General features: G+C 69.5%; 25 protein-coding genes and 4 tRNA genes. 7 read left to right on the forward strand and 22 right to left on the reverse strand.

What is annotated here, in order from left to right:
- Window positions 1-160 precede the first annotated feature (160 nt).
- The 7 genes from ACTWQO_RS19465 to ACTWQO_RS19495 form a co-directional block, all read right to left on the reverse strand.
- The gene (locus ACTWQO_RS19465; protein WP_443238588.1) at window positions 161-1015 is read right to left on the reverse strand and encodes a DUF1396 domain-containing protein; all 855 of its coding nucleotides are present in this window, start codon (window positions 1013-1015) and stop codon (window positions 161-163) included.
- A gap of 87 nt (window positions 1016-1102) precedes the next feature.
- The gene (locus ACTWQO_RS19470; protein ID WP_443238589.1) at window positions 1103-1948 is read right to left on the reverse strand and encodes a hypothetical protein; all 846 of its coding nucleotides are present in this window, start codon (window positions 1946-1948) and stop codon (window positions 1103-1105) included.
- Window positions 1949-2069: 121 nt separating this feature from the next.
- Window positions 2070-2795, reverse strand: a complete 726-nt coding sequence (rplA, locus tag ACTWQO_RS19475) for a 50S ribosomal protein L1 (RefSeq protein WP_443238590.1) — start codon at window positions 2793-2795, stop codon at window positions 2070-2072.
- Between the two features lie 77 nt (window positions 2796-2872).
- Window positions 2873-3307 carry a 50S ribosomal protein L11 gene (gene rplK / locus ACTWQO_RS19480; RefSeq protein ID WP_328358897.1) on the reverse strand — a complete coding sequence of 145 codons (435 nt, stop codon included), beginning with the start codon at window positions 3305-3307 and terminating at the stop codon, window positions 2873-2875.
- Window positions 3308-3474: 167 nt separating this feature from the next.
- Window positions 3475-4320 (reverse strand): transcription termination/antitermination protein NusG, encoded by an 846-nt coding sequence (nusG, locus tag ACTWQO_RS19485; RefSeq protein ID WP_443238591.1) that lies wholly within the window; start codon window positions 4318-4320, stop codon window positions 3475-3477.
- A 77-nt stretch (window positions 4321-4397) separates the two neighbouring features.
- Window positions 4398-4679 (reverse strand): preprotein translocase subunit SecE, encoded by a 282-nt coding sequence (gene secE / locus ACTWQO_RS19490; protein WP_362935769.1) that lies wholly within the window; start codon window positions 4677-4679, stop codon window positions 4398-4400.
- A gap of 109 nt (window positions 4680-4788) precedes the next feature.
- Window positions 4789-4861 (reverse strand) — tRNA-Trp (locus tag ACTWQO_RS19495).
- A 272-nt stretch (window positions 4862-5133) separates the two neighbouring features.
- Between ACTWQO_RS19495 and ACTWQO_RS19500 the strand changes: the two genes are divergently transcribed.
- Together ACTWQO_RS19500 and ACTWQO_RS19505 are read left to right on the forward strand one after the other, a co-directional pair.
- A complete protein-coding gene (locus tag ACTWQO_RS19500; RefSeq protein WP_301983269.1) occupies window positions 5134-6360 on the forward strand; it encodes a pyridoxal phosphate-dependent aminotransferase in 1227 nt (408 codons plus the stop codon).
- 122 nt (window positions 6361-6482) lie between these two features.
- Complete coding sequence (locus tag ACTWQO_RS19505; RefSeq protein ID WP_443238592.1) at window positions 6483-7514, forward strand: adenosine deaminase; 1032 nt, start codon at window positions 6483-6485, stop codon at window positions 7512-7514.
- 16 nt (window positions 7515-7530) lie between these two features.
- On the opposite strand, the gene ACTWQO_RS19510 is transcribed toward ACTWQO_RS19505, so the two are convergent.
- Window positions 7531-8133: a TetR/AcrR family transcriptional regulator gene (locus tag ACTWQO_RS19510; RefSeq protein ID WP_443238593.1), complete on the reverse strand. Its 603-nt coding sequence runs from the start codon at window positions 8131-8133 to the stop codon at window positions 7531-7533.
- Window positions 8134-8240: 107 nt separating this feature from the next.
- On the opposite strand from ACTWQO_RS19510, the gene ACTWQO_RS19515 reads away from it, so the two are divergent.
- Complete coding sequence (locus ACTWQO_RS19515; protein ID WP_443238594.1) at window positions 8241-8873, forward strand: NAD(P)-dependent oxidoreductase; 633 nt, start codon at window positions 8241-8243, stop codon at window positions 8871-8873.
- 3 nt (window positions 8874-8876) lie between these two features.
- Here the strand turns inward: ACTWQO_RS19515 and ACTWQO_RS19520 are convergent, their stop codons facing one another.
- From ACTWQO_RS19520 to ACTWQO_RS19555, 8 genes are all read right to left on the reverse strand, one after another.
- Complete coding sequence (locus ACTWQO_RS19520) at window positions 8877-9932, reverse strand: UDP-N-acetylmuramate dehydrogenase (RefSeq protein WP_443238595.1); 1056 nt, start codon at window positions 9930-9932, stop codon at window positions 8877-8879.
- A gap of 520 nt (window positions 9933-10452) precedes the next feature.
- Window positions 10453-11889, reverse strand: coding sequence for an MFS transporter (locus ACTWQO_RS19525; RefSeq protein ID WP_443238596.1), 1437 nt, complete (start codon window positions 11887-11889; stop codon window positions 10453-10455).
- A 92-nt stretch (window positions 11890-11981) separates the two neighbouring features.
- Window positions 11982-12551 carry a TetR/AcrR family transcriptional regulator gene (locus ACTWQO_RS19530; RefSeq protein WP_443238597.1) on the reverse strand — a complete coding sequence of 190 codons (570 nt, stop codon included), beginning with the start codon at window positions 12549-12551 and terminating at the stop codon, window positions 11982-11984.
- Window positions 12552-12642: 91 nt separating this feature from the next.
- Complete coding sequence (locus tag ACTWQO_RS19535; protein WP_301983261.1) at window positions 12643-13071, reverse strand: MaoC family dehydratase; 429 nt, start codon at window positions 13069-13071, stop codon at window positions 12643-12645.
- 2 nt (window positions 13072-13073) lie between these two features.
- Window positions 13074-13526 (reverse strand): MaoC family dehydratase N-terminal domain-containing protein, encoded by a 453-nt coding sequence (locus tag ACTWQO_RS19540; protein ID WP_301983260.1) that lies wholly within the window; start codon window positions 13524-13526, stop codon window positions 13074-13076.
- Window positions 13527-13674: 148 nt separating this feature from the next.
- Entirely contained in the window at window positions 13675-13839 is a 165-nt protein-coding gene (gene rpmG / locus ACTWQO_RS19545) for a 50S ribosomal protein L33 (protein WP_003948671.1), read from the reverse strand.
- 88 nt (window positions 13840-13927) lie between these two features.
- Window positions 13928-14000, reverse strand: a tRNA-Met gene (locus ACTWQO_RS19550).
- A gap of 46 nt (window positions 14001-14046) precedes the next feature.
- A tRNA-Thr gene (locus tag ACTWQO_RS19555) sits at window positions 14047-14119 on the reverse strand.
- A gap of 243 nt (window positions 14120-14362) precedes the next feature.
- On the opposite strand from ACTWQO_RS19555, the gene ACTWQO_RS19560 reads away from it, so the two are divergent.
- Entirely contained in the window at window positions 14363-15649 is a 1287-nt protein-coding gene (locus ACTWQO_RS19560; protein ID WP_443238598.1) for an amidohydrolase family protein, read from the forward strand.
- Window positions 15650-15860: 211 nt separating this feature from the next.
- Entirely contained in the window at window positions 15861-16517 is a 657-nt protein-coding gene (locus ACTWQO_RS19565) for an SDR family oxidoreductase (RefSeq protein WP_301983258.1), read from the forward strand.
- A 34-nt stretch (window positions 16518-16551) separates the two neighbouring features.
- On the opposite strand, the gene ACTWQO_RS19570 is transcribed toward ACTWQO_RS19565, so the two are convergent.
- Window positions 16552-16764 carry a hypothetical protein gene (locus ACTWQO_RS19570; protein WP_362934310.1) on the reverse strand — a complete coding sequence of 71 codons (213 nt, stop codon included), beginning with the start codon at window positions 16762-16764 and terminating at the stop codon, window positions 16552-16554.
- Window positions 16765-16855: 91 nt separating this feature from the next.
- Window positions 16856-16937: transfer RNA gene (locus tag ACTWQO_RS19575), tRNA-Tyr, on the reverse strand.
- 223 nt (window positions 16938-17160) lie between these two features.
- Between ACTWQO_RS19575 and ACTWQO_RS19580 the strand changes: the two genes are divergently transcribed.
- Window positions 17161-17649: a YajQ family cyclic di-GMP-binding protein gene (locus tag ACTWQO_RS19580; RefSeq protein WP_443238599.1), complete on the forward strand. Its 489-nt coding sequence runs from the start codon at window positions 17161-17163 to the stop codon at window positions 17647-17649.
- Between the two features lie 85 nt (window positions 17650-17734).
- On the opposite strand, the gene ACTWQO_RS19585 is transcribed toward ACTWQO_RS19580, so the two are convergent.
- A complete protein-coding gene (locus tag ACTWQO_RS19585) occupies window positions 17735-18001 on the reverse strand; it encodes a GlsB/YeaQ/YmgE family stress response membrane protein (protein ID WP_443238600.1) in 267 nt (88 codons plus the stop codon).
- A gap of 104 nt (window positions 18002-18105) precedes the next feature.
- Here ACTWQO_RS19585 and ACTWQO_RS19590 point away from each other — a divergent pair, with 104 nt between their 5' ends.
- Entirely contained in the window at window positions 18106-19410 is a 1305-nt protein-coding gene (locus ACTWQO_RS19590; protein ID WP_443238601.1) for an APC family permease, read from the forward strand.
- 80 nt (window positions 19411-19490) lie between these two features.
- Here the strand turns inward: ACTWQO_RS19590 and ACTWQO_RS19595 are convergent, their stop codons facing one another.
- The 3 genes from ACTWQO_RS19595 to htpX all read right to left on the reverse strand — a co-directional run bounded on the left by ACTWQO_RS19595 (window position 19491) and on the right by htpX (window position 21465).
- Window positions 19491-20054: an SMI1/KNR4 family protein gene (locus tag ACTWQO_RS19595; protein WP_443238602.1), complete on the reverse strand. Its 564-nt coding sequence runs from the start codon at window positions 20052-20054 to the stop codon at window positions 19491-19493.
- 155 nt (window positions 20055-20209) lie between these two features.
- The gene (locus ACTWQO_RS19600) at window positions 20210-20605 is read right to left on the reverse strand and encodes a YccF domain-containing protein (RefSeq protein ID WP_443238603.1); all 396 of its coding nucleotides are present in this window, start codon (window positions 20603-20605) and stop codon (window positions 20210-20212) included.
- The gene (gene htpX / locus ACTWQO_RS19605) at window positions 20602-21465 is read right to left on the reverse strand and encodes a zinc metalloprotease HtpX (RefSeq protein ID WP_443238604.1); all 864 of its coding nucleotides are present in this window, start codon (window positions 21463-21465) and stop codon (window positions 20602-20604) included. Before htpX ends, ACTWQO_RS19600 begins: the two co-directional genes overlap by 4 nt.
- Window positions 21466-21577 lie beyond the last annotated feature (112 nt).

The raw sequence follows: 21577 nt of genomic DNA on the forward strand, positions 1-21577 counted from the left end.
AGGAGCACTTCCACAGTCACCTGCGCGGGTCGTCCGCCATTCAGCGGATCCTTCGGCCACCGCACCCTCTCGCGAGCGCACAGCAACGACCAGCGGTCTTTGGCTTCTGTTGGAGAGTACGTGACCGGATCGCCGTCAGGCAAATCCGGTCGTACGAGGCTCAGGCCTTCCCGAGTTCCTTCATCATCTCGCCGAGGTCCATGGTGTCCTTGGCGGGCGGGGCCTGGACGGTGACCGGCTCGTTGAGGTCGGAGAAGGTGACGGTCATGTCGAGGGTGCCCTTGTCGGCGTCGCCACGCATGCGGAACTGCTTGGTGTGGTCCTCACCGTCGACCCACATGTCCATGGTGAGCTTGTCGACGCCCATGTCCTCGTACTGTTCGAGGCTCTTCTCGCGCCGCTCGCGCGTCTTCTTGTCCTCGTCCTTGAGGCTTTCGCGCATGTCGTCGAGGGTGAGCGTGCCCTTGTAGTGGGTGGTCTTCACCCCGTCGATCGTCTCGGTGCCGACCTCGGTGACGTCGTCAGCGCCGGTGAGGAAGGCGGATTCGGCGGCCGGGTTCCGCTCGGCCTGAGCGACACCGGCCGTCTCGGCGCCCAGCCGATGCTTGCCGCCACCCGACTCGGGGGCGTCGATCTTCATCCAGCTCTTGCCGTCCATCTGCTTGGCCATCGCCTCGCCGCCGATGTACAGCGCCTTGCCGACGATGCGCATCTCGACGGCGCCCTTGATCTCGGGGTCGTCGGGCATCCGTATCTTCATGCTCATCGCCATCGGCTCCATGCGCATCGCGGCCTCGGCCTCGACCCGGCCGTCGCCCGGTACCTCGCCGCGCATCCGATAGCTCAGGGAGGTGATCTCCTCCGTCTTCTCTGCGGCCTTGGCGACGGCGGCCACCGGCGTCATCTCCGGCGACTGTTCGGTGCCGCAGCCGACGGCGCCCCCCGCGAGCAGCAGCGCGGCAAGTCCGGTGCCCGTCGCCCGGCGTCGCGCGGAACGGCGTAAAGCAGTCTTCATCGATTCCCCCCAAGGAACACACGGCCGATTCACAACCTCGCGAGCGTATCCCAGCGGGCTTCAAGGGGCTGCTGAATTCCCTGGGGTTCAGGAGGCGCTGCCGCCTTGTTTCTTCAGTAGTTCCTTGAAGTCCTCGGTGTCGGAGGCCGGCGGCTCGGCGGCGGTGACCTGCACGCCGTAGTCGCTGTAGTACGCGGTCTGGGTGAGGTGACCGGTCGCCAGCCGGCCCTGCTCGATCTTCTTGATCAGCAGGTCCTGGTCGTCGACCCAGATGTCGACGGTCTGGGTGGTGACGCCGGCCTGCTGCAGCAGCTCCTTCAGCTCGGCGTCGGCGAGGTCGCCCACGGAGACCGTGCCGGAGTAGTGCGTGGTGTGCTTGCCGCGCACCTGCTCCTCGCCGATCTTGTGTACGTCCCCGGAGGCGAGCAGAAGCTTCACCGACTGGTTGGGAGTGGCGCTGCGCATCTGGTCCGCGAAGTTCGCGGCCGCGCCGCCGCCGAGGTCGTCCAGATCGTCGTAGGCGTACCGGATCCAGTGCTTGCCGCCGGTCTGCTCGGCGAACGTGTCGCCCATCCGGGCGTAGTAGGCGTCGGGGAGGTAGCGGGCCTCCATCGATGTGACGCCGAGGTCGCGCATGGTCTCGGCCGTGGTGCCGCCGGTGTAGGTGATGGTCAGGGTGCCGGTGAGGCCGTCGCCCCAGCCGAGGGCGCCGTCGGCGTCGAGGGACAGTTCGCTGCCCATGACGGTGGTGGACTCCACCTTGGCCGAGTCGGCGCCGTCGGTGGAGCGTTCCACGGAGCGCAGGGCGGCGAGGAGGGCGCGGGGCGGCGTGCGGTCCTGGGCGTCCTCGTCGGGGCCGTCGGAGGAGGTGCAGCCGGTCGCCGTCGTCAGCGCGATCGTGAGGGCCAGGCAGTGTGCCGTAGTCCTCTTCATGCGTTCCACCCCCGTGCGTTGCCCTGCTCGCACGCTAACCCAGCGGAGCGCGAAAAGGGGACGGGCCCCGCACCTCGGAAGGTGTGGGGCCCGTCGCCGGACGTCAGCGAGCCGGTGGGGCTCAGACCGCGGCCGGGTCCTCCTCGACGAGGAGGTTGCGGGTGCGGTTCGGGTCGACCGGGATGCCGGGGCCCATCGTGGTGGTGATGGCGGCCTTCTTGATGTAGCGACCCTTGGCGGCGGACGGCTTCAGACGGAGGATCTCCTCCAGCGCGGCGCCGTAGTTCTCCACCAGCTTGGTGTCGTCGAAGGACGCCTTGCCGATGATGAAGTGCAGGTTCGAGTGCTTGTCGACGCGGAACTCGATCTTGCCGCCCTTGATCTCGGTCACGGCCTTGGCCACGTCCGGGGTCACGGTGCCGGTCTTCGGGTTCGGCATCAGACCACGCGGGCCGAGGACACGGCCGAGGCGGCCGACCTTGCCCATGAGGTCCGGGGTGGCGACGACGGCGTCGAAGTCCAGACGGCCCTTCGACACCTCGTCGATCAGTTCGTCGGAGCCGACGATGTCGGCGCCCGCGGCACGCGCGGCCTCGGCACGGTCGCCGGTCGCGAAGACCAGGACCCGGGCGGTCTTGCCGGTGCCGTGCGGGAGGTTCACGGTGCCACGGACCATCTGGTCGGCCTTGCGCGGGTCGACACCCAGACGGAAGGCGACCTCGACGGTGCCGTCGAACTTGGTCGTGGTGGTCTCCTTGGCGAGACGGACGGCCTCGAGCGGGGCGTAGAGCTTCTCCCGGTCGATCTTGGCGTCCGCAGCGCGGAGAGACTTGCTGCGCTTGCTCACTACTGCTCCTGGGGATTCTTAGGAGTCGTGGTCCGGGCCGAGCAGGCCCCGCCACTTCTGCTGCTGGAGGTTGGGGTTCAGCCCTCGACCGTGATGCCCATGGAACGGGCGGTACCGGCGATGATCTTCGCGGCGGCGTCGATGTCGTTGGCGTTGAGGTCGGGCATCTTCGTGGTGGCGATCTCGCGGACCTGCGCCTCGGTGATCTTGGCGACCTTGGTCTTGTGCGGCTCGCCGGAGCCCTTCTCCACGCCCGCGGCCTTGAGGATCATCTTGGCGGCCGGCGGAGTCTTGGTGATGAAGGTGAAGGAACGGTCCTCGTAGACCGTGATCTCCACCGGGATCACCCAGCCACGCTGCGACTCGGTCGCGGCGTTGTAGGCCTTGCAGAACTCCATGATGTTCACGCCGTGCTGACCCAACGCGGGGCCGACCGGCGGCGCCGGGTTGGCGGCACCGGCCTGGATCTGGAGCTTGATGAGCCCCGTGACCTTCTTCTTCTTGGGAGGCATTGCTCTCTCCGGGTCCTAGTGAGAGGTGATCGCCTGCCACCCGATCATCCGGATGGAGGCATACCGCACAACGATAACGGGTATCCCTGCGCGGCCAAAAACCGAGCAGGTCAGACCGGCTTCAGCAGCCTGTCTGACCTGTTCGGAAGGCGTACGTCCAGAAGGTGCTAGTTCTTCTGGATCTGGTCGAAGGACAGCTCGACCGGCGTCTCCCGGCCGAAGATCTCCACGAGGCCCTTGACCTTCTTCGAGTCGGCGTTGATCTCGTTGATGGTGGCCTGCAGCGTGGCGAACGGGCCGTCGGTGACGGTGACCGAGTCGCCGACCTCGAAGTCCAGCACCTGGACCTCGACCTTGCGCTGCGGGGCGGGCTTGCCCTCGGCCTCGGCTGCCTCGCGGGCGGCCTTCTCCTCGGCCTCGGGGGCGAGCATCTTGACGATCTCGTCCAGGGTCAGCGGGTACGGGTCGTAGGCGTTGCCCACGAAGCCGGTGACGCCGGGGGTGTTGCGGACGACGCCCCAGGACTCGTTCGTCAGGTCCATGCGGACGAGGACGTAGCCCGGGAGCTTGTTCTGCTTGATCGTCTTGCGGTCGCCGTTCTTGATCTGGACGACCTCTTCCTGCGGCACCTCGGCCGCGAAGATGTAGTCCTCGACGTTCAGCGAGACGGCGCGCTGCTCCAGGTTGGTCTTCACGCGGTTCTCGTAGCCGGCGTAGGTGTGGATGACGTACCACTCGCCAGGCAGCGTGCGCAGCTCCTCGCGCAGGGCGGCGACGGGGTCGACCGGCTCGGCCGGCTCTTCCTCAGTCGCCTCTTCCTCGCTCGCCTCGGCCTCGGCGTCAGCCTCCGGCTCGTCGTCGACGTGTACGGCGGCTTCCTCGGCAGGCTCACCCTCGGCGGCGTCGGCAGCCTCGACCTCGTCCAGGTCGTCGTCGGCACCCTCGACGATCTCGAGCTCGTCTTCCACGGACTCGACCGGCTCGATGGCGTCGTTCACGTTCGGGTCAGACACGGTGGCTGCTTCTTCCTGGATACATGGGGTGGAACGCGCGAATAGGGGCGCCGGGTACGGCGCCCTTCGCTTTCGGCTCAGCCGAAGACGTACTTGGCGGCCTTGTCTAGTCCGAAGTCAATCACAGTCACCAGACCGATCATGATGACGACGAAGATGATCACGACGGTCGTGTACGTCGTCAGCTGGTTGCGCGAGGGCCAGACGACCTTGCGGAGTTCCGCGACGATCTGGCGGTAGAAGAGCGCGAGCCGCTTCAGCGGGCCCTTCTTTGCGCGCTTGCCGCCCTTGCGGCCCTGCTTCTTCGGCGTCTCGTCCTGGGCATCAGGCGTGTCGATGGAGCCCACGGCGTCCGTCATTCGTCCTCACCTGATTCCGGGTCGTGGCCGTGCCGCGCCCGGTCTGAGCCGCACGGCGCATTGCTGCTTGTACGTACATGCGCACACATCCTGGCGAAGGTGTGTGTAGCAGGGCCGGAGGGACTTGAACCCCCAACCGCTGGTTTTGGAGACCAGTGCTCTACCAATTGAGCTACGACCCTTTGGTTCTCCCCAAACGTACCGCATCCGCCCGGATGCTCGGTGTGCACCGGGTGAGCGCAGCCCGTATGAGGCCAACGAGGTGAGAGTGTACGTGTTCTGCGGCCGGGCGTCGAACAGAAAGTGCCCGTAGGGGCTTTGTCAGTGACGGCGTGGCTGAAGATCACCCTGGCCGCGGGGCGGTTCCGGACGCTTGTTCAGCGATCGGCCCGGTGTTGTTCAGTCCGTGAAACCCGCGTGCCGGGCAGGTTTCCGGTCTGAAACGATGGGGCCCATGAGCGCTGCAACCCCTCCCACCGAGCGCCGGGTCTCCGCCCGAGTCGGCGCGATCTCCGAGTCCGCCACCCTCGCCGTGGACGCCAAGGCCAAGGCCCTCAAGGCCGCCGGGCGTCCGGTGATCGGCTTCGGCGCGGGCGAGCCCGACTTCCCGACCCCGGACTACATCGTCGAGGCCGCGATCGAGGCCTGCAAGAACCCGAAGTACCACCGCTACACGCCCGCGGGCGGCCTGCCCGAGCTGAAGGCCGCGATCGCCGCGAAGACGCTGCGCGACTCCGGCTACGAGGTCGACCCCTCGCAGATCCTGGTCACCAACGGCGGCAAGCAGGCGATCTACGAGGCCTTCGCCGCGATCCTCGACCCGGGTGACGAGGTCATCGTCCCGGCGCCGTACTGGACGACGTACCCGGAGTCGATCCGGCTGGCCGGCGGTGTGCCGGTGGACGTCGTCGCGGACGAGACGACCGGCTACCGGGTGAGCGTGGAGCAGCTGGAGGCGGCGCGCACGGAGAAGACGAAGGTCGTCCTCTTCGTCTCCCCGTCGAACCCGACCGGCGCGGTCTACAGCGAGCAGGACACCGAGGCGATCGGCCGCTGGGCCGCGGAGCACGGCCTGTGGGTGATGACGGACGAGATCTACGAGCACCTGGTGTACGGCGACGCGGCGTCCGTGTCGCTGCCCGCGCTGCTGCCCGAGCTGCGCGACAAGTGCATCGTGGTCAACGGGGTCGCCAAGACGTACGCCATGACGGGCTGGCGGGTGGGCTGGATCATCGGCCCGAAGGACGTGGTGAAGGCGGCGACGAACCTCCAGTCGCACGCCACGTCGAACGTGTCGAACGTCGCCCAGGTGGCGGCGCTGGCCGCGGTCTCCGGCGACCTGGACGCGGTCGCGAAGATGCGCGAGGCCTTCGACCGGCGCCGCAGGACGATCGTGCGGATGCTCAACGAGATCGACGGCGTGGTGTGCCCGGAGCCGGAGGGCGCCTTCTACGCGTACCCGTCGGTGAAGGGTCTGCTCGGCAAGGAGATCCGCGGCAAGCGCCCGCAGGACTCGGTCGAGCTGGCCGCGCTGATCCTGGAGGAGGCCGAGGTCGCGGTCGTACCCGGCGAGGCCTTCGGCACCCCGGGCTATCTGCGGCTGTCGTACGCCCTGGGTGACGAGGATCTCGTCGAGGGTGTCTCGCGGATCCAGAAGCTGCTGGCGGAGGCCCGCGACTGACGGTTCCTTTCCGGCCTGGGGCACATACCGACTTCGGTATGTGCCCCATTCGTTTGTGCGAGCAAGACCACTAACGGGGAAAGCGCTACCGGGAGGGCGGGAACGTACGGCAGGATCCTGGGATGGAGCGTGTACGTGATGTCTCTGAGCTGCCGAAAGCCCATCTGCACCTGCACTTCACCGGCTCGATGCGGCCCACCACCGTGCTGGAGCTGGCCGACAAGTACGGGGTGCGCCTGCCCGAGGCGCTGACCGAGGCACTGACGAGCGGGGAGCCGCCGAGACTGCGGGCGACGGACGAGCGGGGCTGGTTCCGTTTCCAGCGGCTGTACGACGCCGCGCGCTCGTGTCTGCGGGAGCCCGAGGACATCCAGCGGCTGGTGCGGGAGGCTGCGGAGGAGGACATCAAGGACGGCTCGGGGTGGCTGGAGATACAGGTCGACCCGACGTCGTACGCCCCTCGGCTGGGCGGTCTGATCCCGGCGCTGGAGGTCATCCTGGACGCGGTGGAGTCGGCGATGCGGGAGACCGGGCTCGGGATGCGGGTGCTGGTGGCCGCGAACCGGATGAAGCATCCGCTGGACGCCCGCACGCTGGCCCGGCTGGCGGTGCGGTACGCGGAGCGGGGTGTGGTCGGCTTCGGGTTGTCGAACGACGAACGGCGGGGCATGGCGCGGGACTTCGACCGCGCGTTCCACATCGCGCGCGAGGGCGGCCTGCTGTCGGCTCCGCACGGTGGTGAGCTGACCGGCCCGGCGTCGGTGCGGGACTGCCTGGACGACCTGCACGCGAACCGGATCGGGCACGGTGTGCGGGCGGCGGAGGATCCGCGGCTGCTGAAGCGGCTGGCCGACCGGGGGGTGACCTGCGAGGTGTGCCCGGCGTCGAATGTCGCCCTCGGCGTCTACGAGGAACCGGAGGACATCCCGCTGCGGACGCTGTTCGAGGCGGGTGTCCCGATGGCGCTGGGCGCCGACGACCCGCTGCTCTTCGGCTCCCGGCTGGCCGCCCAGTACGAGTTGGCCCGTCGCCACCACGCCTTCACGGACGCCGAGTTGGCCGAGCTGGCCCGCCAGTCGGTACGAGCGTCCGCGGCGCCGGAGGATGTGCGGCGCAAGCTGCTGTCGGGCGTCGACGACTGGCTGGCGGCGTAGCTCACGCGGTGGCGCCTCACGCGGTGACGCCGGCCAGGAGCGTGCGGGCGAGCCGCCGGGCGAAGTCGTCCAGGGGCGGCCGTACGCCTTCCGGTGTCGCGTCGTAGGCGAACGCGCGCTGGGCGCAGGCGCCGAGGAGCAGGGACGCGGCCGCGAAGGTGTCGGCGTCGGCGCGGATGCGGCCCGCGTCCTGCTCGGCGCGGAGGTAGGCGTCCAGTCCCTCGATGGGCTTGTGCGGCCCCATGCCCATCTGCCGCATCGCGTCGTCGTGCCGTCGCTTCAGCTGGGTCTCGGCGTACAGCGAGGCGGCGATCGGGAAGCTCTGCTCGTAGAAGAGGGCGGCCTGGCGGGCGATCTCGGTGAGGTTCTCCTCCAGCGTGTGCCGGCCCGGTTCGGCGGCGAGGCTGGTCAGCAGGGGGCCCAGGCGGGGCAGGCGCTCGGCGAGGACGCGGATGAACAGGTCCTCCTTGCTCGCGAAGTGCTTGTAGAGCGCGGCTTCCGAGCAGCCGGCCGCCTTGGCGATCTCCTTGGTGGTGGCGCGGGCCAGGCCGACGGTGAGCATCAGCTCGTGGGCGGCGTCGAGGATGCGGACGCGGGCGGGTTTCTGCACGGATTCCACGAGGGCGGACCTTACCGGGCTTGACGGGTGGGTGAGTACTTACCCACTCTGGAGTCCGACAGGTGAGTGAACACTCACCCACCCGGAACACGGAGACGGGAGAAGCCATGAACCTCACGGTTTTCGGAGCCACCGGCGGCATCGGGCAGGAGATCGTCCGGCAGGCGCTGACCGCCGGGCACCAGGTGACGGCGGTCGTACGGGATCCCGCGCGGCTTCCCGTGGCGGGCGCGGGCCTGGAGGTGTTCCGGGCGGACCTGACCGACCCGGAAGCGCTACGCCCCGCGGTGAGCGGCCGGGACGCGGTCCTTTCGGGCCTCGGCGCACGCAGCCGTAAGGACGCCGGTGTCGCCGCCCGCCTCACGCGCGCGGTGCTGCGGGCCATGGAGGCGGAGGGCACGCGGCGGCTGCTGGTGGTGAGCGCGGCTCCGCTCGGGCCCGCCCCGGAGCGCGACGGCCCCCTCGACCGCGCCGTGCGCGGTCTGGTCTCCGCGATCCTCAAGGACGTCTACGACGACCTCAGGGAGATGGAGGCGGAGCTCGCCCGCAGCGCGGTCGACTGGACCTCGGTGCGACCGCCCCGGCTCCAGGACAAGCCGCTCACCGGGAGGTACCGCACGGTCGTCGGCGGCACTCCGGCCAAGGGCCGCTTCATCGGCCGCGCGGACGTGGCGCACGCGATGCTGGCGATGGCGGACGAGCCGGGGACGGTGAAGCAGGGGGTGGGTGTCGCCTACTGATCCTTACAGGGTCACGCCCACGGTCACCGGTTCGTTGACCAGCGTGATGCCGAACTTCTCGCGAACGCCCGCGACGACCTCGCGGGCCAGTGCGAGGAGGTCCTCGGTGGTCGCCTCGCCGCGGTTGGTGAGGGCGAGGGTGTGCTTGGTGGAGATGCGGGCCGGGCCGGTGCCGTAGCCCTTGGTGAAGCCGGCCTTGTCGATCAGCCAGGCGGCGGAGGTTTTGGTGTGGCCGTCGCCTGCGGGATAGGCGGGTGGCTCCACGCCGTCGCCGAGCCGGGCGCGCACGCGCGCGTGGAACTCGGCGAACTCCGCGTCGGTGAGGATCGGGTTGGTGAAGAAGGAGCCGGCGGACCAGGTGTCGTGGTCCTCGGGGTCCAGGACCATGCCCTTGCCGGTGCGGAGCTTGAGCACGGTCTCGCGGGCGGCGGTGAGGGGCACACGGTCGCCGGGGTCCACGCCCAGGGCACGGGCCGTCTCGGCGTACTTGATGGGGGCGGAGAGGCCGTCGGCGTCCTCCAACTGGAAGCGGACGCGTAGGACGACGTAGCGCTCGGGGTCGGCCTTGAAGCGGCTGTGGCGGTACGAGAAGGCGCAGTCGGTGTTGTGGAGGGTGACCGTCTCGCGGGTCGTTCGGTCGTAGGCGACGACCTCGGTGATCGTCGAGGAGACCTCCTGGCCGTACGCGCCGACGTTCTGGATCGGGGTCGCGCCTGCCGAGCCGGGGATGCCGGCCAGGCACTCGATGCCGGCGAGTCCGGCTTCTACGGTGCGGGCGACGGCGTCGGTCCATACCTCGCCGGCGGCCAGTTCGAGGGTGGTCCCGTTGATTTCGAAGCCTTGTGTGGCGATGCGCAGGGCCGTGCCGTCGAACCCCTTGTCGCCGATGACCAGGTTCGAGCCGCCGCCGATGAGCAGCAGGGGCGTTCCGTTGTCGTCGGCTTCCCTTACGACGGCGACCACCTCGGCGTCGGTCGTCGCGGTGACCAGGCGGGTGGCGGGGCCGCCCAGGCGGAAGGTGGTCAAGGGGGCCAGGGGGGCGTCGTGGAGTTCCTGCACGGGCTCAAGAGTACGAGACGGTGGGTGGGGGCTTCGGTGGTGATGCCTCCCGGCGGGGGGTGCGGGTGTGTGGGGGTGCGTGTAGCGCCTTCGGTTGGTGGTGGGGTCGGGGCCGCGGGCGACCGCGGGTGCGTGGTGGCATACGCCGCAGCACGCCGGGCCGTCGGGGCGCGTGGGCGACTGCGGGCTGCCGTCCCGCCCAGCTGCGGGCTGCTGTCCCGCCCCAGCTGCGGGCATGCGTGCCGCCTGGGGCGGCGCCCACCCGGCAGGCGGCGGGCTGCCGTCCCGCCAAGCTGCGGGCATGCGTGCCGCGAGGGCGGTGCCCACCCGGCAGGCGGCAGGCCGTCGTCCCGCCCAAGCTGCGGGCATGCGTGCCGCCTGGGGCGGCACGGGTGGGCGCAGGCGGCGCCCCGTCAGCGCCGGGCTGCGCGACCCACCCCGGGCCGGCACCGACGCCGGGTGCGGGGCGGCCCGGGTGCCTCGCGTACGGCCCCACCCGGTGGGTGGGGCCGTCTCCTTGTCAGCCTGCGGCCGGTTCCAGGGCCCGCTCCTCGGTGTGTATCGGCTGCTGGGGGTGCGTGGAGCGCCTCGTCGGGATCAGTAGCGCTGCGATTCCGGCCAGGGCCACCACTGCGGAGCCGGTGACCAGGGCGGGGCGCAGGCCGTCTACGAAGGTCTGTCCTGTCTCGTAGCCACCCTGGGCGGAGAAGATCGACGCCATGATGGCGATGCCGAGCGCGCCGCCGACCTCGCGCAGGGCGTTGTTGGCGCCGGAGGCCATGCCCTGCTCGCTGTGGCGGACGCTGGACATGACCAGGTTGGCGGCGGGGGCGAAGTAGAGGGCCATTCCGATGCCGCTGATGATCAGGCCGGGCAGTTGGATGGAGTAGGAGGCGTCCGCTGTGACCACGGAGGCCAGGTAGCCGAGGCCGATTGCCTGGAGGAAGAGGCCGGTGGCTACGACGGGGCGGCCGCCGATGCGGTCGGAGAGGATGCCGGCGATGGGCGCGACCAGCATTGGCATGCCCGTCCAGGGCAGCATGCGCAGGCCCGCCTCGGTGGGCGAGTAGCCGAGCACTCCCTGCATGTACTGGCTGAGCAGGAAGATCGAGCCGAACATGCCCAGGAACATCAGCAGGCTCGCGGCGTTGATCCCGGAGAACGCCCGGGAGCGGAACAGCCGCATCGGGAGCATGGGGTTCTTGGCGCGGGCGCTGTAGACGATGAAGCCGACGAGCAGCGCCGATCCGGCGAACAGGCCGGTCAGGACGGAGGGGGCGGTCCAGCCGTCGGCGGGGCCGCGGACCAGGCCGTAGACGATCCCGAAGAGGCCGCCGCTGGCGAGCAGGGTGCCGGGGACGTCGAGCGGGGAGCCGGTGCCGTGGGACTCGGCGAGGCGGAGGCGGGCGAGCGGCAGCAGGGCCAGGCCCAGCGGGACGTTCAGCCAGAAGATCCACTGCCAGGAGATGTGCTCGGTGAGGCTGCCGCCGATCAGCGGTCCTGAGGCGACGGCGAGTCCGTTGACGGCGCCCCAGATGCCGTACGCCATTCCGCGCTTCGCGGCGGGAACGGCCGCTGTGAGCAGCGTGAGCGTCAGAGGCATCATGATCGCGGCGCCTACGCCCTGGACCGCGCGGGCGGCGATGAGGCTGTCGATGCCGGGGGCGACGGCCGCGGCCGCGGACGCGCCGGTGAAGATCGTGAGGCCGATGATGAGGAGCCGGCGACGGCCGAAGCGGTCGCCGAGTGCCGCGCCGAACATCAGCAGCACGGCGAAGGTGAGCGTGTAGGCGCTCACGGTCCATTCCAGGTCGTCCAGCGCTCCGCCGAGATCCTTGCGGATCGAGGGCAGCGCGGTGGTGACGACGAGGTTGTCCAGGGACGCCATGAATCCGGCGAGGCTGGTGATGACGAGGGCCCAGACGGCCTCTCCACGACGTGCGGTCTGCTGTGACATCTCTCCCCCAGAGGGTGATCACGTGTTGTAGATAGTAATTGATTACTAACTTTTGCGGTCATGGAGAATCGCCTGGGCAGGCTTTCCCTGCCTCAGTGCTCGAGTCGACCCTTGGCCCGCGCGGAGGGATAGAGCCCCTCCCACACCCGGTGCTCGGGCGGGAAACCCATGGCCACCAGACAATTGACGAGCATCCCGTACGCCATGAAGGTCGTCGTCTCGTTGACGTCGGCCCCCAGCGGCAGATGAACGGTGTCCCACAGGCGCATCCAGCCGTCCCGTACCGCCGCGCCGAACTCGTGGTCACCCTCCTTCTCGGCGGCCCCCACGGCGACGTACATCTGCATCTGCATCAACAGCTGCTCAGGGTGATCCGCGATGACCTTGGTGTACGCGTTCGCCATGGCATGAAGGGCCTCTTCGCCGTGCAGACCTTCAGCGGCCTGCCCGAAGGTCCGCATGGTGTCCTCGACGCAACGCTCGGCCGCCGCCAGGAAGATCGCCTTCTTGCCCGGGAAGAGCCGGAAGAGATACGGCTGCGAGACGCCGACCCGCTTGGCGATCGCCTCGGTCGACGTGCCGTGATAGCCACCGAGGGCGAACTCGGTCATCGCCGCACGGATGACGCTCTCGCGCCTCTCTTCTGCGCTCATCCTGACCATGTGAGTAAGTTAGTACTCAATCACTAACTACGTCAAGGGTCATGAGTAAGGGGCGGCCGCAATGGCGGACGCCCCTTACTGATGACCGTGCTCAGGCCAGCCGGACGACCGCGCGCGACATCCCCAGCACCTTCTGCCCGGCGCTCGTGACCGTCAGGTCGACGCGGACCGTGTTGTCGTCGAGCTTGGCCGCGACCTTGCCGGCGACCTCGATCGTGGCGCCCTGGTCGTCGTTCGGGACGACGACGGGCCGGGTGAAGCGGACGCCGTACTCGACGACCGCGGCGGGGTCGCCGGTCCAGTCGGTGACCACGCGGATCGCCTCGGCCATGGTGAACATGCCGTGCGCGATGACGTCCGGCAGCCCGACCTCCTTGGCGAACTTCTCGTTCCAGTGGATCGGGTTGAAGTCCCCGGAGGCGCCCGCGTACCGAACAAGGGTGGCGCGGGTCACGGGAAAGGACTGGGCCGGCAACTCGGTGCCGACCTCGACATCCTCGTACGAGATCTTCGCGGTCACTCTCAGTCCTCCTCTGCGGCGCGCGCCACGAGCTTGGTCCAGGCGGTGACGACGTGTTCGCCCGCCTCGTCGTGGACCTCGCCGCGGATGTCCAGGATGTCGTTGCCCGCCATGGACTTGATCGCCTCGATGGTGGACGTGACCGTGAGCCGGTCGCCTGCGCGCACCGGGCGGACATAGGAGAACTTCTGGTCGCCGTGCACCACCCGGCTGTAGTCCAGGCCCAGTTGGGGGTCGGCGGTGACCTGTCCCGCGGCCTTGAAGGTGATCGAGAAGACGAAGGTCGGCGGGGCGATCACATCGGCGTGACCGAGCGCCTTGGCGGCCTCCGGGTCCGTGTACGCCGGGTTGGTGTCCCCCACGGCCTCCGCGAACTCGCGGATCTTCTCCCGGCCCACCTCATAGGGGTCGGTGGGCGGATAGGTCCGCCCCACGAAGGACTGGTCGAGCGCCATGGGCTCGGCACCTCCTGATAGTTCAGCTGGTCCTGCTGCTGCCGTTGTCGCCGTTGCTGCCGTCCGAGCGGTTACCGGTCGGTTCCGGCTGGTGGAACGACGCGAGGCCGCCCCCGATGTGGGGACGGCCTCGTCGTACGAGCCTGATTTATCGCGTTTCGCGGTGCGCGGTGTGCGCGTTGCAACGCGGGCAGTGCTTCTTCATCTCCAGTCGGTCCGGGTTGTTACGCCGGTTCTTCTTGGTGATGTAGTTCCGCTCCTTGCACTCCACGCAGGCCAGCGTGATCTTCGGGCGGACGTCGGTGGCAGCCACGTGAGTGCTCCTTGACGAACGGATGGGACGGTGAACGCATAAAAGAGTAGCCGATCGAAGGACCGACCCCACAATCGGCTACTGTCAGTAGCGGTGACCGGACTTGAACCGGTGACACAGCGATTATGAGCCGCTTGCTCTACCGACTGAGCTACACCGCTGTGATGTGATCGGTTCCCGCCTCGCGGCGAGAACCTCCCACACCGGAGCCCCAATACGGAATCGAACCGTAGACCTTCTCCTTACCATGGAGACGCTCTACCGACTGAGCTATTGGGGCGAGCGATGAAGACATTACACGCTCGGCAGCCGTTCACCCAAATCCGTTTCGCGGCACCCTTCCCGCCCGAACGCAGGTCCGCCACGCGCGCGTGAAGCGTTCCCCGCGCGCCTCTCCCGTTCGGCGGACCACGCCGGTACGACTATTGCGCTCCTGCGCGTCGCGCGCGGATCGCCACCCTAGGCTCGACTCACTCTGTGTGATCTTGCGTCCCCCGCGCAGTCCCCGAGCCACTGGAGCGCGATGCCCGACAGCCAGCCGCAGCCGCCCCCTTCGTCGTCGTCCGCTTCGGGCTCGTCGGGTTCAGCGGGCTCTTCCGGGCAGACCGAATCGGCCTCCCTGCTGCTGTGCGGGGCGCGCCTCACCGACGGCCGGACCGTGGACGTACGGCTGGGCGGCGAGCGCATCGAGGCGGTCGGTACCGCCGGGAGCCTGACGGCGGACGGTTCGCCCGGCCCGGGCGCGCGCGTGGACCTCGGCGGCTATCTGCTGCTGCCTGCCCCGGCCGAGCCGCACGCCCACGCCGACACCGCGCTGTCGGCGGACGAGGGCGGTCCGGTCTCCTACGACCCCCAGGACGTCCAGCGCCGGGCGACCGAGGCCGCGCTGCTGCAGCTCGGGCACGGGGCGACCGCGCTGCGTGCGCACGTGCGCGTGGGTGACGTGCAGGGGCTGGGCGCGCTGGGCGCCGTACTGCAGGCCCGCCGTGCGCTGCGCGGGCTCACCGAGTTGATGACGGTGGCCATGCCCCGTGTGCTGACCGGCCGTGCCGGCGCGGACGGGCTCGCGATACTGCGGGACGCGGCGAAGATGGGCGCCTCCGTGGTGGGCGGCTGCCCGGACCTGGACCCCGATCCGACGGGCTACGTCGAGGCTGTCCTGGAGGTCGCCTCCGAGCACGGCTGCCCCGTCGACCTGCACACGGACGCCACCGACCCGGCCCGTCTGGCCCGTCTGGCGACCATGGCCGGCGGGCTGCGCCCCGGGGTCACGCTCGGCCCGTGCGGGGGTCTCGGCCGGCTGCCCTCCGAGGTGGCCTCCCGTACCGCCGACCAGCTCGCCGCGGCCGGAGTGACGGTGGCGTGCCTGCCCCAGGGCAGCTGCGGGGGCGTGGAGCGCCGGGGCACCGCTCCGGTACGGCTGCTGCGCTCGGCCGGCGTACGAGTGGCCGCGGGCAGCGGCTCACTCCGTGACGTCTCCAACCCGGTCGGCCGCGGCGACCCCCTGGAGGCCGCGTATCTGCTCGCCTCGCGCTACGGGCTGCGGCCTGAGGACGCCTACGACGCGGTGAGCACGACCGCTCGTGCGGTGCTCGGCCTGCCCGAGGTCCGTGTGGAGGCGGGCTTCCCGGCCGAGTTGCTCGCGGTGCGGGGCGACGGGCTGGCGAGCGCGCTGTCACTGGCGTACAGCCGGATCGTGGTGCACCGGGGGCGCGTGGTGGCACGGACGAGCGCGGTACGGGAGTACTGCAACTCGACGGTGGCGGTGGAGCTGGGCTTGCCTCGGCAGGGGCGGGGGGAGTTGTCGTGAGGGGTGGGGTGGTGGGATTGGGTGCGGGATCGGGGCGTGCGCGGGTGTTGTGTGCGCCCTGCTGTGGGGCGCGTGACTGTGGTGTGAGCGCTGTGGGATGCGGAGCGTGAGGCATCGGTAGGCACCCGGCGCACGATCCTGGGAGTGCGCGCCGTGGGGCGTGGCTGAAGTCGTGCGGCGTGGGCGGCCGTCCGGGCGTACGGTCGGAAGCATGCGCATTGTCATCGCTGGGGGTCATGGTCAGATCGCGCTGCGGCTTGAGCGACTGCTCGCCGCGCGCGGAGACGAGGTTGCGGGGATCATCCGCCACGCCGAACAGGGCGACGATCTGAGGGAGGCCGGCGCCGAACCGATCCTGCTGGACCTGGAGTCGGCCTCGGTCGAGGAGGCCGCGGCCCATCTGCAGGGCGCGGACGCGGCGGTCTTCGCAGCCGGCGCGGGGCCGGGCAGCGGGGCGGCCCGCAAGGACACGGTGGACCGGGACGCGGCGATCCTGTTCGCGGACGCGGCGGTGCGGGCGGGCGTACGACGCCATGTGGTCGTGTCGTCGATGGGCGCGAACCCGGCGCATGAGGGGAGCGAGGTCTTCGACGTGTATCTGCGCGCGAAGGGCGAGGCCGACGCGCACGTCCAGAGCCTCGACGCCCTCGACTGGACGATCCTGCGCCCCGGCATGCTCACGAACGACGCCGGTACCGGTCTCGTACGCCTGGAGGCCCACACGGGCCGCGGCGCGATCCCGCGCGACGATGTGGCCGCCGTGCTGGCGGAACTCGTGGACACTCCGGCGACGGCGGGCCTGACCCTGGAGCTGGTCAGCGGGTCGGCGCCGGTGGCGGTCGCGGTGAAGTCGGTGGCGGGCAACTGAGGGCGGCTGCGGGGTCGAAGCAGACCCGCGCCCTTCAGAAGAGCGGCAGCTGCCCAGGAAACTCGGGGACGACGTACCCGTCCAACGACGGCTGGGTCGCCCCGAGTTCCGCCAATCTGCGTGAGCCGGAGCAGGACACCAGCTCCCCACTCTCCCGCGCCCCCGGCGGATCGTGCCGCGCAAACCTCCCCGCAACGACGGCGATCTCACGCCGGCATTCGGGACAGCGTCTGCGAGGAGTGGACATGGGGCCAGTGTGCCCCGGGAAAGCGCCCTGACAACGAAGAGACCCCCTCCGCGTGCGTTTCCGCAGTTCGGAGGGGGTCTCGTTTCAACTGTGGCGGCGCCAGGATTCGAACCTGGGAAGGCTGAGCCGGCAGATTTACAGTCTGCTCCCTTTGGCCGCTCGGGCACACCGCCGGGGTTGCTGCCGTTCGAACCGCTTTGCGGCGGTGCTCGCTGGCAACGACGTAAACAATACCCGATGGACAGGGGTGCTTCGCCACCCGATTGATCGGCGCTCGGGGGACGGTGGGTGGCTAGGCTTATGCGGATGCGGCCCGGGACGACGCCGGGCTCGGCGGCTGCCCCACGTACGCCGATACGCACCCGATACGCACCCCGATACAAGGAGCCACAGGACATGGCCGACTCCAGTTTCGACATCGTCTCGAAGGTCGAGCGGCAGGAGGTCGACAACGCCCTCAACCAGGCCGCCAAGGAGATCTCGCAGCGCTACGACTTCAAGGGCGTGGGTGCCTCGATCTCGTGGTCCGGTGACAAGATCCTGATGGAGGCGAACTCCGAGGACCGGGTGAAGGCTGTCCTCGACGTCTTCCAGTCCAAGCTGATCAAGCGCGGGATCTCGCTGAAGGCCCTGGACGCGGGCGAGCCCCAGCTGTCCGGCAAGGAGTACAAGATCTTCGCGTCGATCGAGGAGGGCATCTCCCAGGAGAACGCGAAGAAGGTGGCGAAGATCATTCGCGACGAGGGTCCGAAGGGCGTGAAGGCCCAGGTGCAGGGCGAGGAGCTGCGGGTCAGCTCGAAGAGCCGTGACGACCTGCAGGCCGTCATCGCTCTGCTGAAGGGCCAGGACTTCGACTTCGCGCTGCAGTTCGTGAACTACCGGTAAGTCGCGCCTGCGACGCCGTACGAGGAAGGGTGGGCACCGAGCGGTGCCCACCCTTCTCGCCTGCTGGCTGCGGTCGGGGGTGCGCTCAGTCGCGCGAGTTGCCGAACAGGAGGCGGTAGGCGATCAGCAGGACCAGGGAGCCGCCGATCGCCGCGCCCCAGGTGGTGGTGTCGTAGAAGTCCTTGGTGATCGGGTGGTCCAGCCAACGGGCCGATATCCAGCCGCCGATGAACGCGCCCGCGATGCCGATCACGGTCGTGCCGATGAAGCCGCCCGGGTCACGGCCCGGCAGCAGGAACTTGGCGATGGCTCCGGCCAACAGTCCCAGGATGATCCAGCCAACGATGGTCATGCCGTGAACCTGCCCCTTCGTGCTGTGCCCGCACTGTCCCTGCGCTGTGACTTGGGTCCTGCCGGGCCGGTTGTACTCGTCGCGCGTGTGTTCGTGCCTTGTTGATGGAGAGGACGTCAGCGGTGCACCCGGCGGTTGCACTGATCAGTAGGGTGCGGGGCGTGACATCTTCCAGCTCCGAGCTACGGCGCACCCTGGGTGTGGGGGACGCCGTGCTCATCGGCCTGGGCTCGATGGTCGGAGCCGGGATCTTCGCCGCCCTGGCGCCCGCCGCGCACGCCGCCGGGTCCGGGCTGTTGCTCGGACTGGCCGTCGCCGCCGTGGTCGCCTACTGCAACGCCATGTCGTCGGCGCGGCTGGCCGCGCTGTATCCGGCCTCGGGCGGCACGTATGTGTACGGGCGCGAGCGGCTCGGGGAGTTCTGGGGCTATCTCGCCGGCTGGTCGTTCGTGGTCGGCAAGACGGCATCCTGTGCGGCGATGGCGCTCACCGTGGGCGCGTACGTCTGGCCGGAGCAGGCGCACGCCGTGGCGGTCGCGGCCGTGGTGGCGCTGACCGCGGTGAACTATGGCGGGGTCCAGAAGTCCGCCTGGCTGACCCGGGTGATCGTGGCTGTCGTGCTGGCTGTCCTCGCTTCCGTGGTGGTCGTGTGCCTGAGCTCCGGGGACTCCGACGCCGGACGGCTGGACATCGGGGCCTCCGATGGTCTGGGCGGGGTGCTTCAGGCGGCAGGTCTGCTGTTCTTCGCGTTCGCCGGGTATGCGCGGATCGCGACCCTCGGTGAGGAGGTACGGGATCCCGCGCGCACCATCCCCCGTGCCATCCCGCTGGCGCTGGGCATCGCGCTGGTCGTGTACGCGTGTGTCGCGGTGGCTGTCCTTTCTGTGCTGGGGGCGGGCGATCTGGGCGACGCGGCCGCGCCGCTGGCCGACGCGGTGCGGGCGGCGGGGGTTCCGGGGCTGGTGCCGGTAGTGCGGGTGGGTGCTGCCGTGGCCGCGCTGGGTTCGCTGCTCGCCCTGATCCTCGGTGTCTCGCGTACGACGCTCGCGATGGCGCGGGACCGGCATCTGCCCGGGGCGCTGGCGGCCGTCCATCCGCGCTTCCGGGTGCCGCACCGGGCGGAGCTGGCCGTGGGCGCGGTGGTCGCGGTCCTGGCCGCCACGGTGGATGTACGCGGCGCGATCGGGTTCTCCTCCTTCGGTGTGCTGGTCTACTACGCGGTTGCCAACGCGTCGGCCTGGACGCTCGGATCGGCTCCCTTGACCCGGGTGGTGCCGGCGGTCGGGCTGCTCGGGTGTGTGGTGCTGGCGTTCGCGTTGCCGCTGGTTTCGGTGGTCGTGGGTGCGGGCGTGCTGGCTGTGGGTGTGGCGGCGTATGGCGTACGGCGGCGGTGGGTGGCCGGGCGGTAGTTGGCCGGGCGGTAGGTGCGCGGTCCTGGGGGCCCGGCGGTAGGTGCGCGGTGCGCCACGTGGTCTTGCGAGGCGGCGGGTTACGGCATCGGCGTCGCCGTGCGTATGCGGAAGTCTGCCCAAGGGGCCAGCTCCAGCTCTTCGTTCATCTCGGCATACCAACCCGTGCCCTCGACCCAGGCGTGCAGCCAGTCCGTGAGGCTGGGGGCGTCCACGAACCAGGCGTGGTCGCTGTCGTCGGCGTTCGGCTCGAAGAGCAGGACGGTGGCTTCCGGGGTGCGGCAGTCCACGCACGTGTACATCGCGCAGCCCCAGTGAGATATCGGCAGGACGCCCTCGGGCCACGGCCAGTCGGGATCCTTGCGGCCGGTGGCGCGGTTGGCGAGGTACTGCTCGACGGCGGCGGGTTCGCCGGCGGGCGGGTTGTCGAAGAGAGGCAGCAGGCCGTACTCCGGGCCGAATCCGCCGTCTCCTATCCGCAGGTAGAGGTCGGCGAGCAGCGGGGGCAGAGAGAAGCCCAGGGCGGCCTCGGCGCGGGACAGGGTGGCCGTGTCCACGGGCTCGGGGAGTGAAGTCCAGCCCCACGGGTGGGTGTTGCGTGCCTTGGCCGCCACCCGTGTCAGCAACTGCTCGATCTCGGTCATGGGTTCATGATGCAAGCCGCCACTGACAATCGGGCGAGGCTGTGGACAACCGTCGGGCTGTGGATAACCAGCGGTCGGACGTGAAGCGATTGCCGCCTCCTACCTACCGCACCGGTTGCCGCTTCTGCCCTACCGGACCGGTTGCTGCTTCCGCCCTACCAGCGTGACGAGAACGGCTGGTCCGTCGACACGATTTCGCGTCCCAGCGGAAGCAGCGACACCGGGATGAGCTTGAAGTTGGCGATGCCGAACGGGATGCCGATGATCGTGATGCACAGGGCGAGGCCGGTGACGATGTGGGCCAGGGCGAGCCACCAGCCCGCGAGGACCAGCCACAGGACGTTGCCGACGCAGGAGGGGGCGCCGGCGTCGCGGCGCTCGACCGTCGTGTACCCGAAGGGCCACAGGGCGTAGACGCCGATACGGAACGCGGCAATGCCAAATGGGATGCCGATGATGGTGATGCACAGCAGCACGCCCGCGAGCAGGTAGCCGAGGAACAGCCAGAAACCGCTCAGGACGAGCCAGATGACGTTGAGGATTGTCTTCACTGGGGGCGACCTGCCATCTTCTCGAGCCGGGCGATGCGTTCCGCCATCGGCGGATGTGTCGAGAACATCTTGGAGAATCCCTGACCTGGGCGGAAGGGGTTCGCGATCATCATGTGGCTCGCCGTCTCGATCCGGGGTTCGGGCGGCAGCGGCAGCTGCTTGGTGCCCATCTCGAGCTTGCGCAGGGCGCTGGCGAGGGCCAGGGGATCGCCGGTGAGCTGGGCGCCGGACGCGTCCGCCTCGTACTCCCTGGAGCGGCTGATAGCCAGTTGGATGAGAGTCGCGGCGAGCGGGCCCAGGATCATGATCAGCAGCATGCCGAGGAGGCCGGGGCCGTCGTCGTCATCGGAGCGGCCGATCGGGATCAGCCAGGCGAAGTTGACGAGGAACATGATCACCGAGGCGAGCGCGCCGGCGACCGACGAGATCAGGATGTCGCGGTTGTAGACGTGGCTGAGTTCGTGGCCGATGACGCCGCGCAGCTCGCGCTCGTCGAGGATGCGCAGGATGCCTTCGGTGCAGCACACAGCCGCGTTGCGTGGGTTGCGGCCGGTCGCGAAGGCGTTCGGCGCCTCCGTCGGGGAGATGTACAGACGGGGCATGGGCTGGCGGGCCTGGGTGGAGAGGTCACGGACCATGTGGTACAGGGCGGGGGCCTCGAATTCACTCACCGGGCGGGCGCGCATCGCGCGTAGCGCGAGCTTGTCGCTGTTCCAGTACGCGTACGCGTTGGTCCCGAGGGCGATCACGACCGCGACGACGAGCCCCATGCGACCGAAAAGGCTGCCGATGACGATGATGAGTGCGGACAGTCCCCCGAGGAGTACTGCGGTCCTGAGCCCGTTGTGCCGGCGGTGCACGGTACGCCCTCCAAGTGGTGCGGCAGGGGAACCCTTTGCTTGTCGATATCCGAAGCCACTGGTGCCGTGGTGTCACGTCCAGTGGACCCTCCCGTACTGGTCAACGCCAGGC

The sequence above is a fragment of the Streptomyces sp. 4N124 genome, assembly GCF_052245395.1.
GTDB lineage: Bacteria > Actinomycetota > Actinomycetes > Streptomycetales > Streptomycetaceae > Streptomyces.

Excerpts from the sequence above, each read along its gene's own strand:
- rplK (WP_328358897.1), bottom strand. The coding sequence starts at position 3,307 with ATGCCTCCCAAGAAGAAGAAGGTCACGGGGCTCATCAAGCTCCAGATC.
- ACTWQO_RS19530 (WP_443238597.1), bottom strand. The coding sequence starts at position 12,551 with ATGGTCAGGATGAGCGCAGAAGAGAGGCGCGAGAGCGTCATCCGTGCG.
- ACTWQO_RS19505 (WP_443238592.1), top strand. The coding sequence starts at position 6,483 with ATGGAGCGTGTACGTGATGTCTCTGAGCTGCCGAAAGCCCATCTGCAC.
- ACTWQO_RS19525 (WP_443238596.1), bottom strand. The coding sequence starts at position 11,889 with ATGTCACAGCAGACCGCACGTCGTGGAGAGGCCGTCTGGGCCCTCGTC.
- ACTWQO_RS19595 (WP_443238602.1), bottom strand. The coding sequence starts at position 20,054 with ATGACCGAGATCGAGCAGTTGCTGACACGGGTGGCGGCCAAGGCACGC.
- ACTWQO_RS19560 (WP_443238598.1), top strand. The coding sequence starts at position 14,363 with ATGCCCGACAGCCAGCCGCAGCCGCCCCCTTCGTCGTCGTCCGCTTCG.
- ACTWQO_RS19515 (WP_443238594.1), top strand. The coding sequence starts at position 8,241 with ATGAACCTCACGGTTTTCGGAGCCACCGGCGGCATCGGGCAGGAGATC.
- ACTWQO_RS19465 (WP_443238588.1), bottom strand. The coding sequence starts at position 1,015 with ATGAAGACTGCTTTACGCCGTTCCGCGCGACGCCGGGCGACGGGCACC.
- ACTWQO_RS19585 (WP_443238600.1), bottom strand. The coding sequence starts at position 18,001 with ATGACCATCGTTGGCTGGATCATCCTGGGACTGTTGGCCGGAGCCATC.
- ACTWQO_RS19570 (WP_362934310.1), bottom strand. The coding sequence starts at position 16,764 with ATGTCCACTCCTCGCAGACGCTGTCCCGAATGCCGGCGTGAGATCGCC.
- ACTWQO_RS19580 (WP_443238599.1), top strand. The coding sequence starts at position 17,161 with ATGGCCGACTCCAGTTTCGACATCGTCTCGAAGGTCGAGCGGCAGGAG.
- ACTWQO_RS19565 (WP_301983258.1), top strand. The coding sequence starts at position 15,861 with ATGCGCATTGTCATCGCTGGGGGTCATGGTCAGATCGCGCTGCGGCTT.
- ACTWQO_RS19500 (WP_301983269.1), top strand. The coding sequence starts at position 5,134 with ATGAGCGCTGCAACCCCTCCCACCGAGCGCCGGGTCTCCGCCCGAGTC.
- ACTWQO_RS19540 (WP_301983260.1), bottom strand. The coding sequence starts at position 13,526 with ATGGCGCTCGACCAGTCCTTCGTGGGGCGGACCTATCCGCCCACCGAC.
- secE (WP_362935769.1), bottom strand. The coding sequence starts at position 4,679 with ATGACGGACGCCGTGGGCTCCATCGACACGCCTGATGCCCAGGACGAG.
- ACTWQO_RS19590 (WP_443238601.1), top strand. The coding sequence starts at position 18,106 with ATGGAGAGGACGTCAGCGGTGCACCCGGCGGTTGCACTGATCAGTAGG.
- ACTWQO_RS19470 (WP_443238589.1), bottom strand. The coding sequence starts at position 1,948 with ATGAAGAGGACTACGGCACACTGCCTGGCCCTCACGATCGCGCTGACG.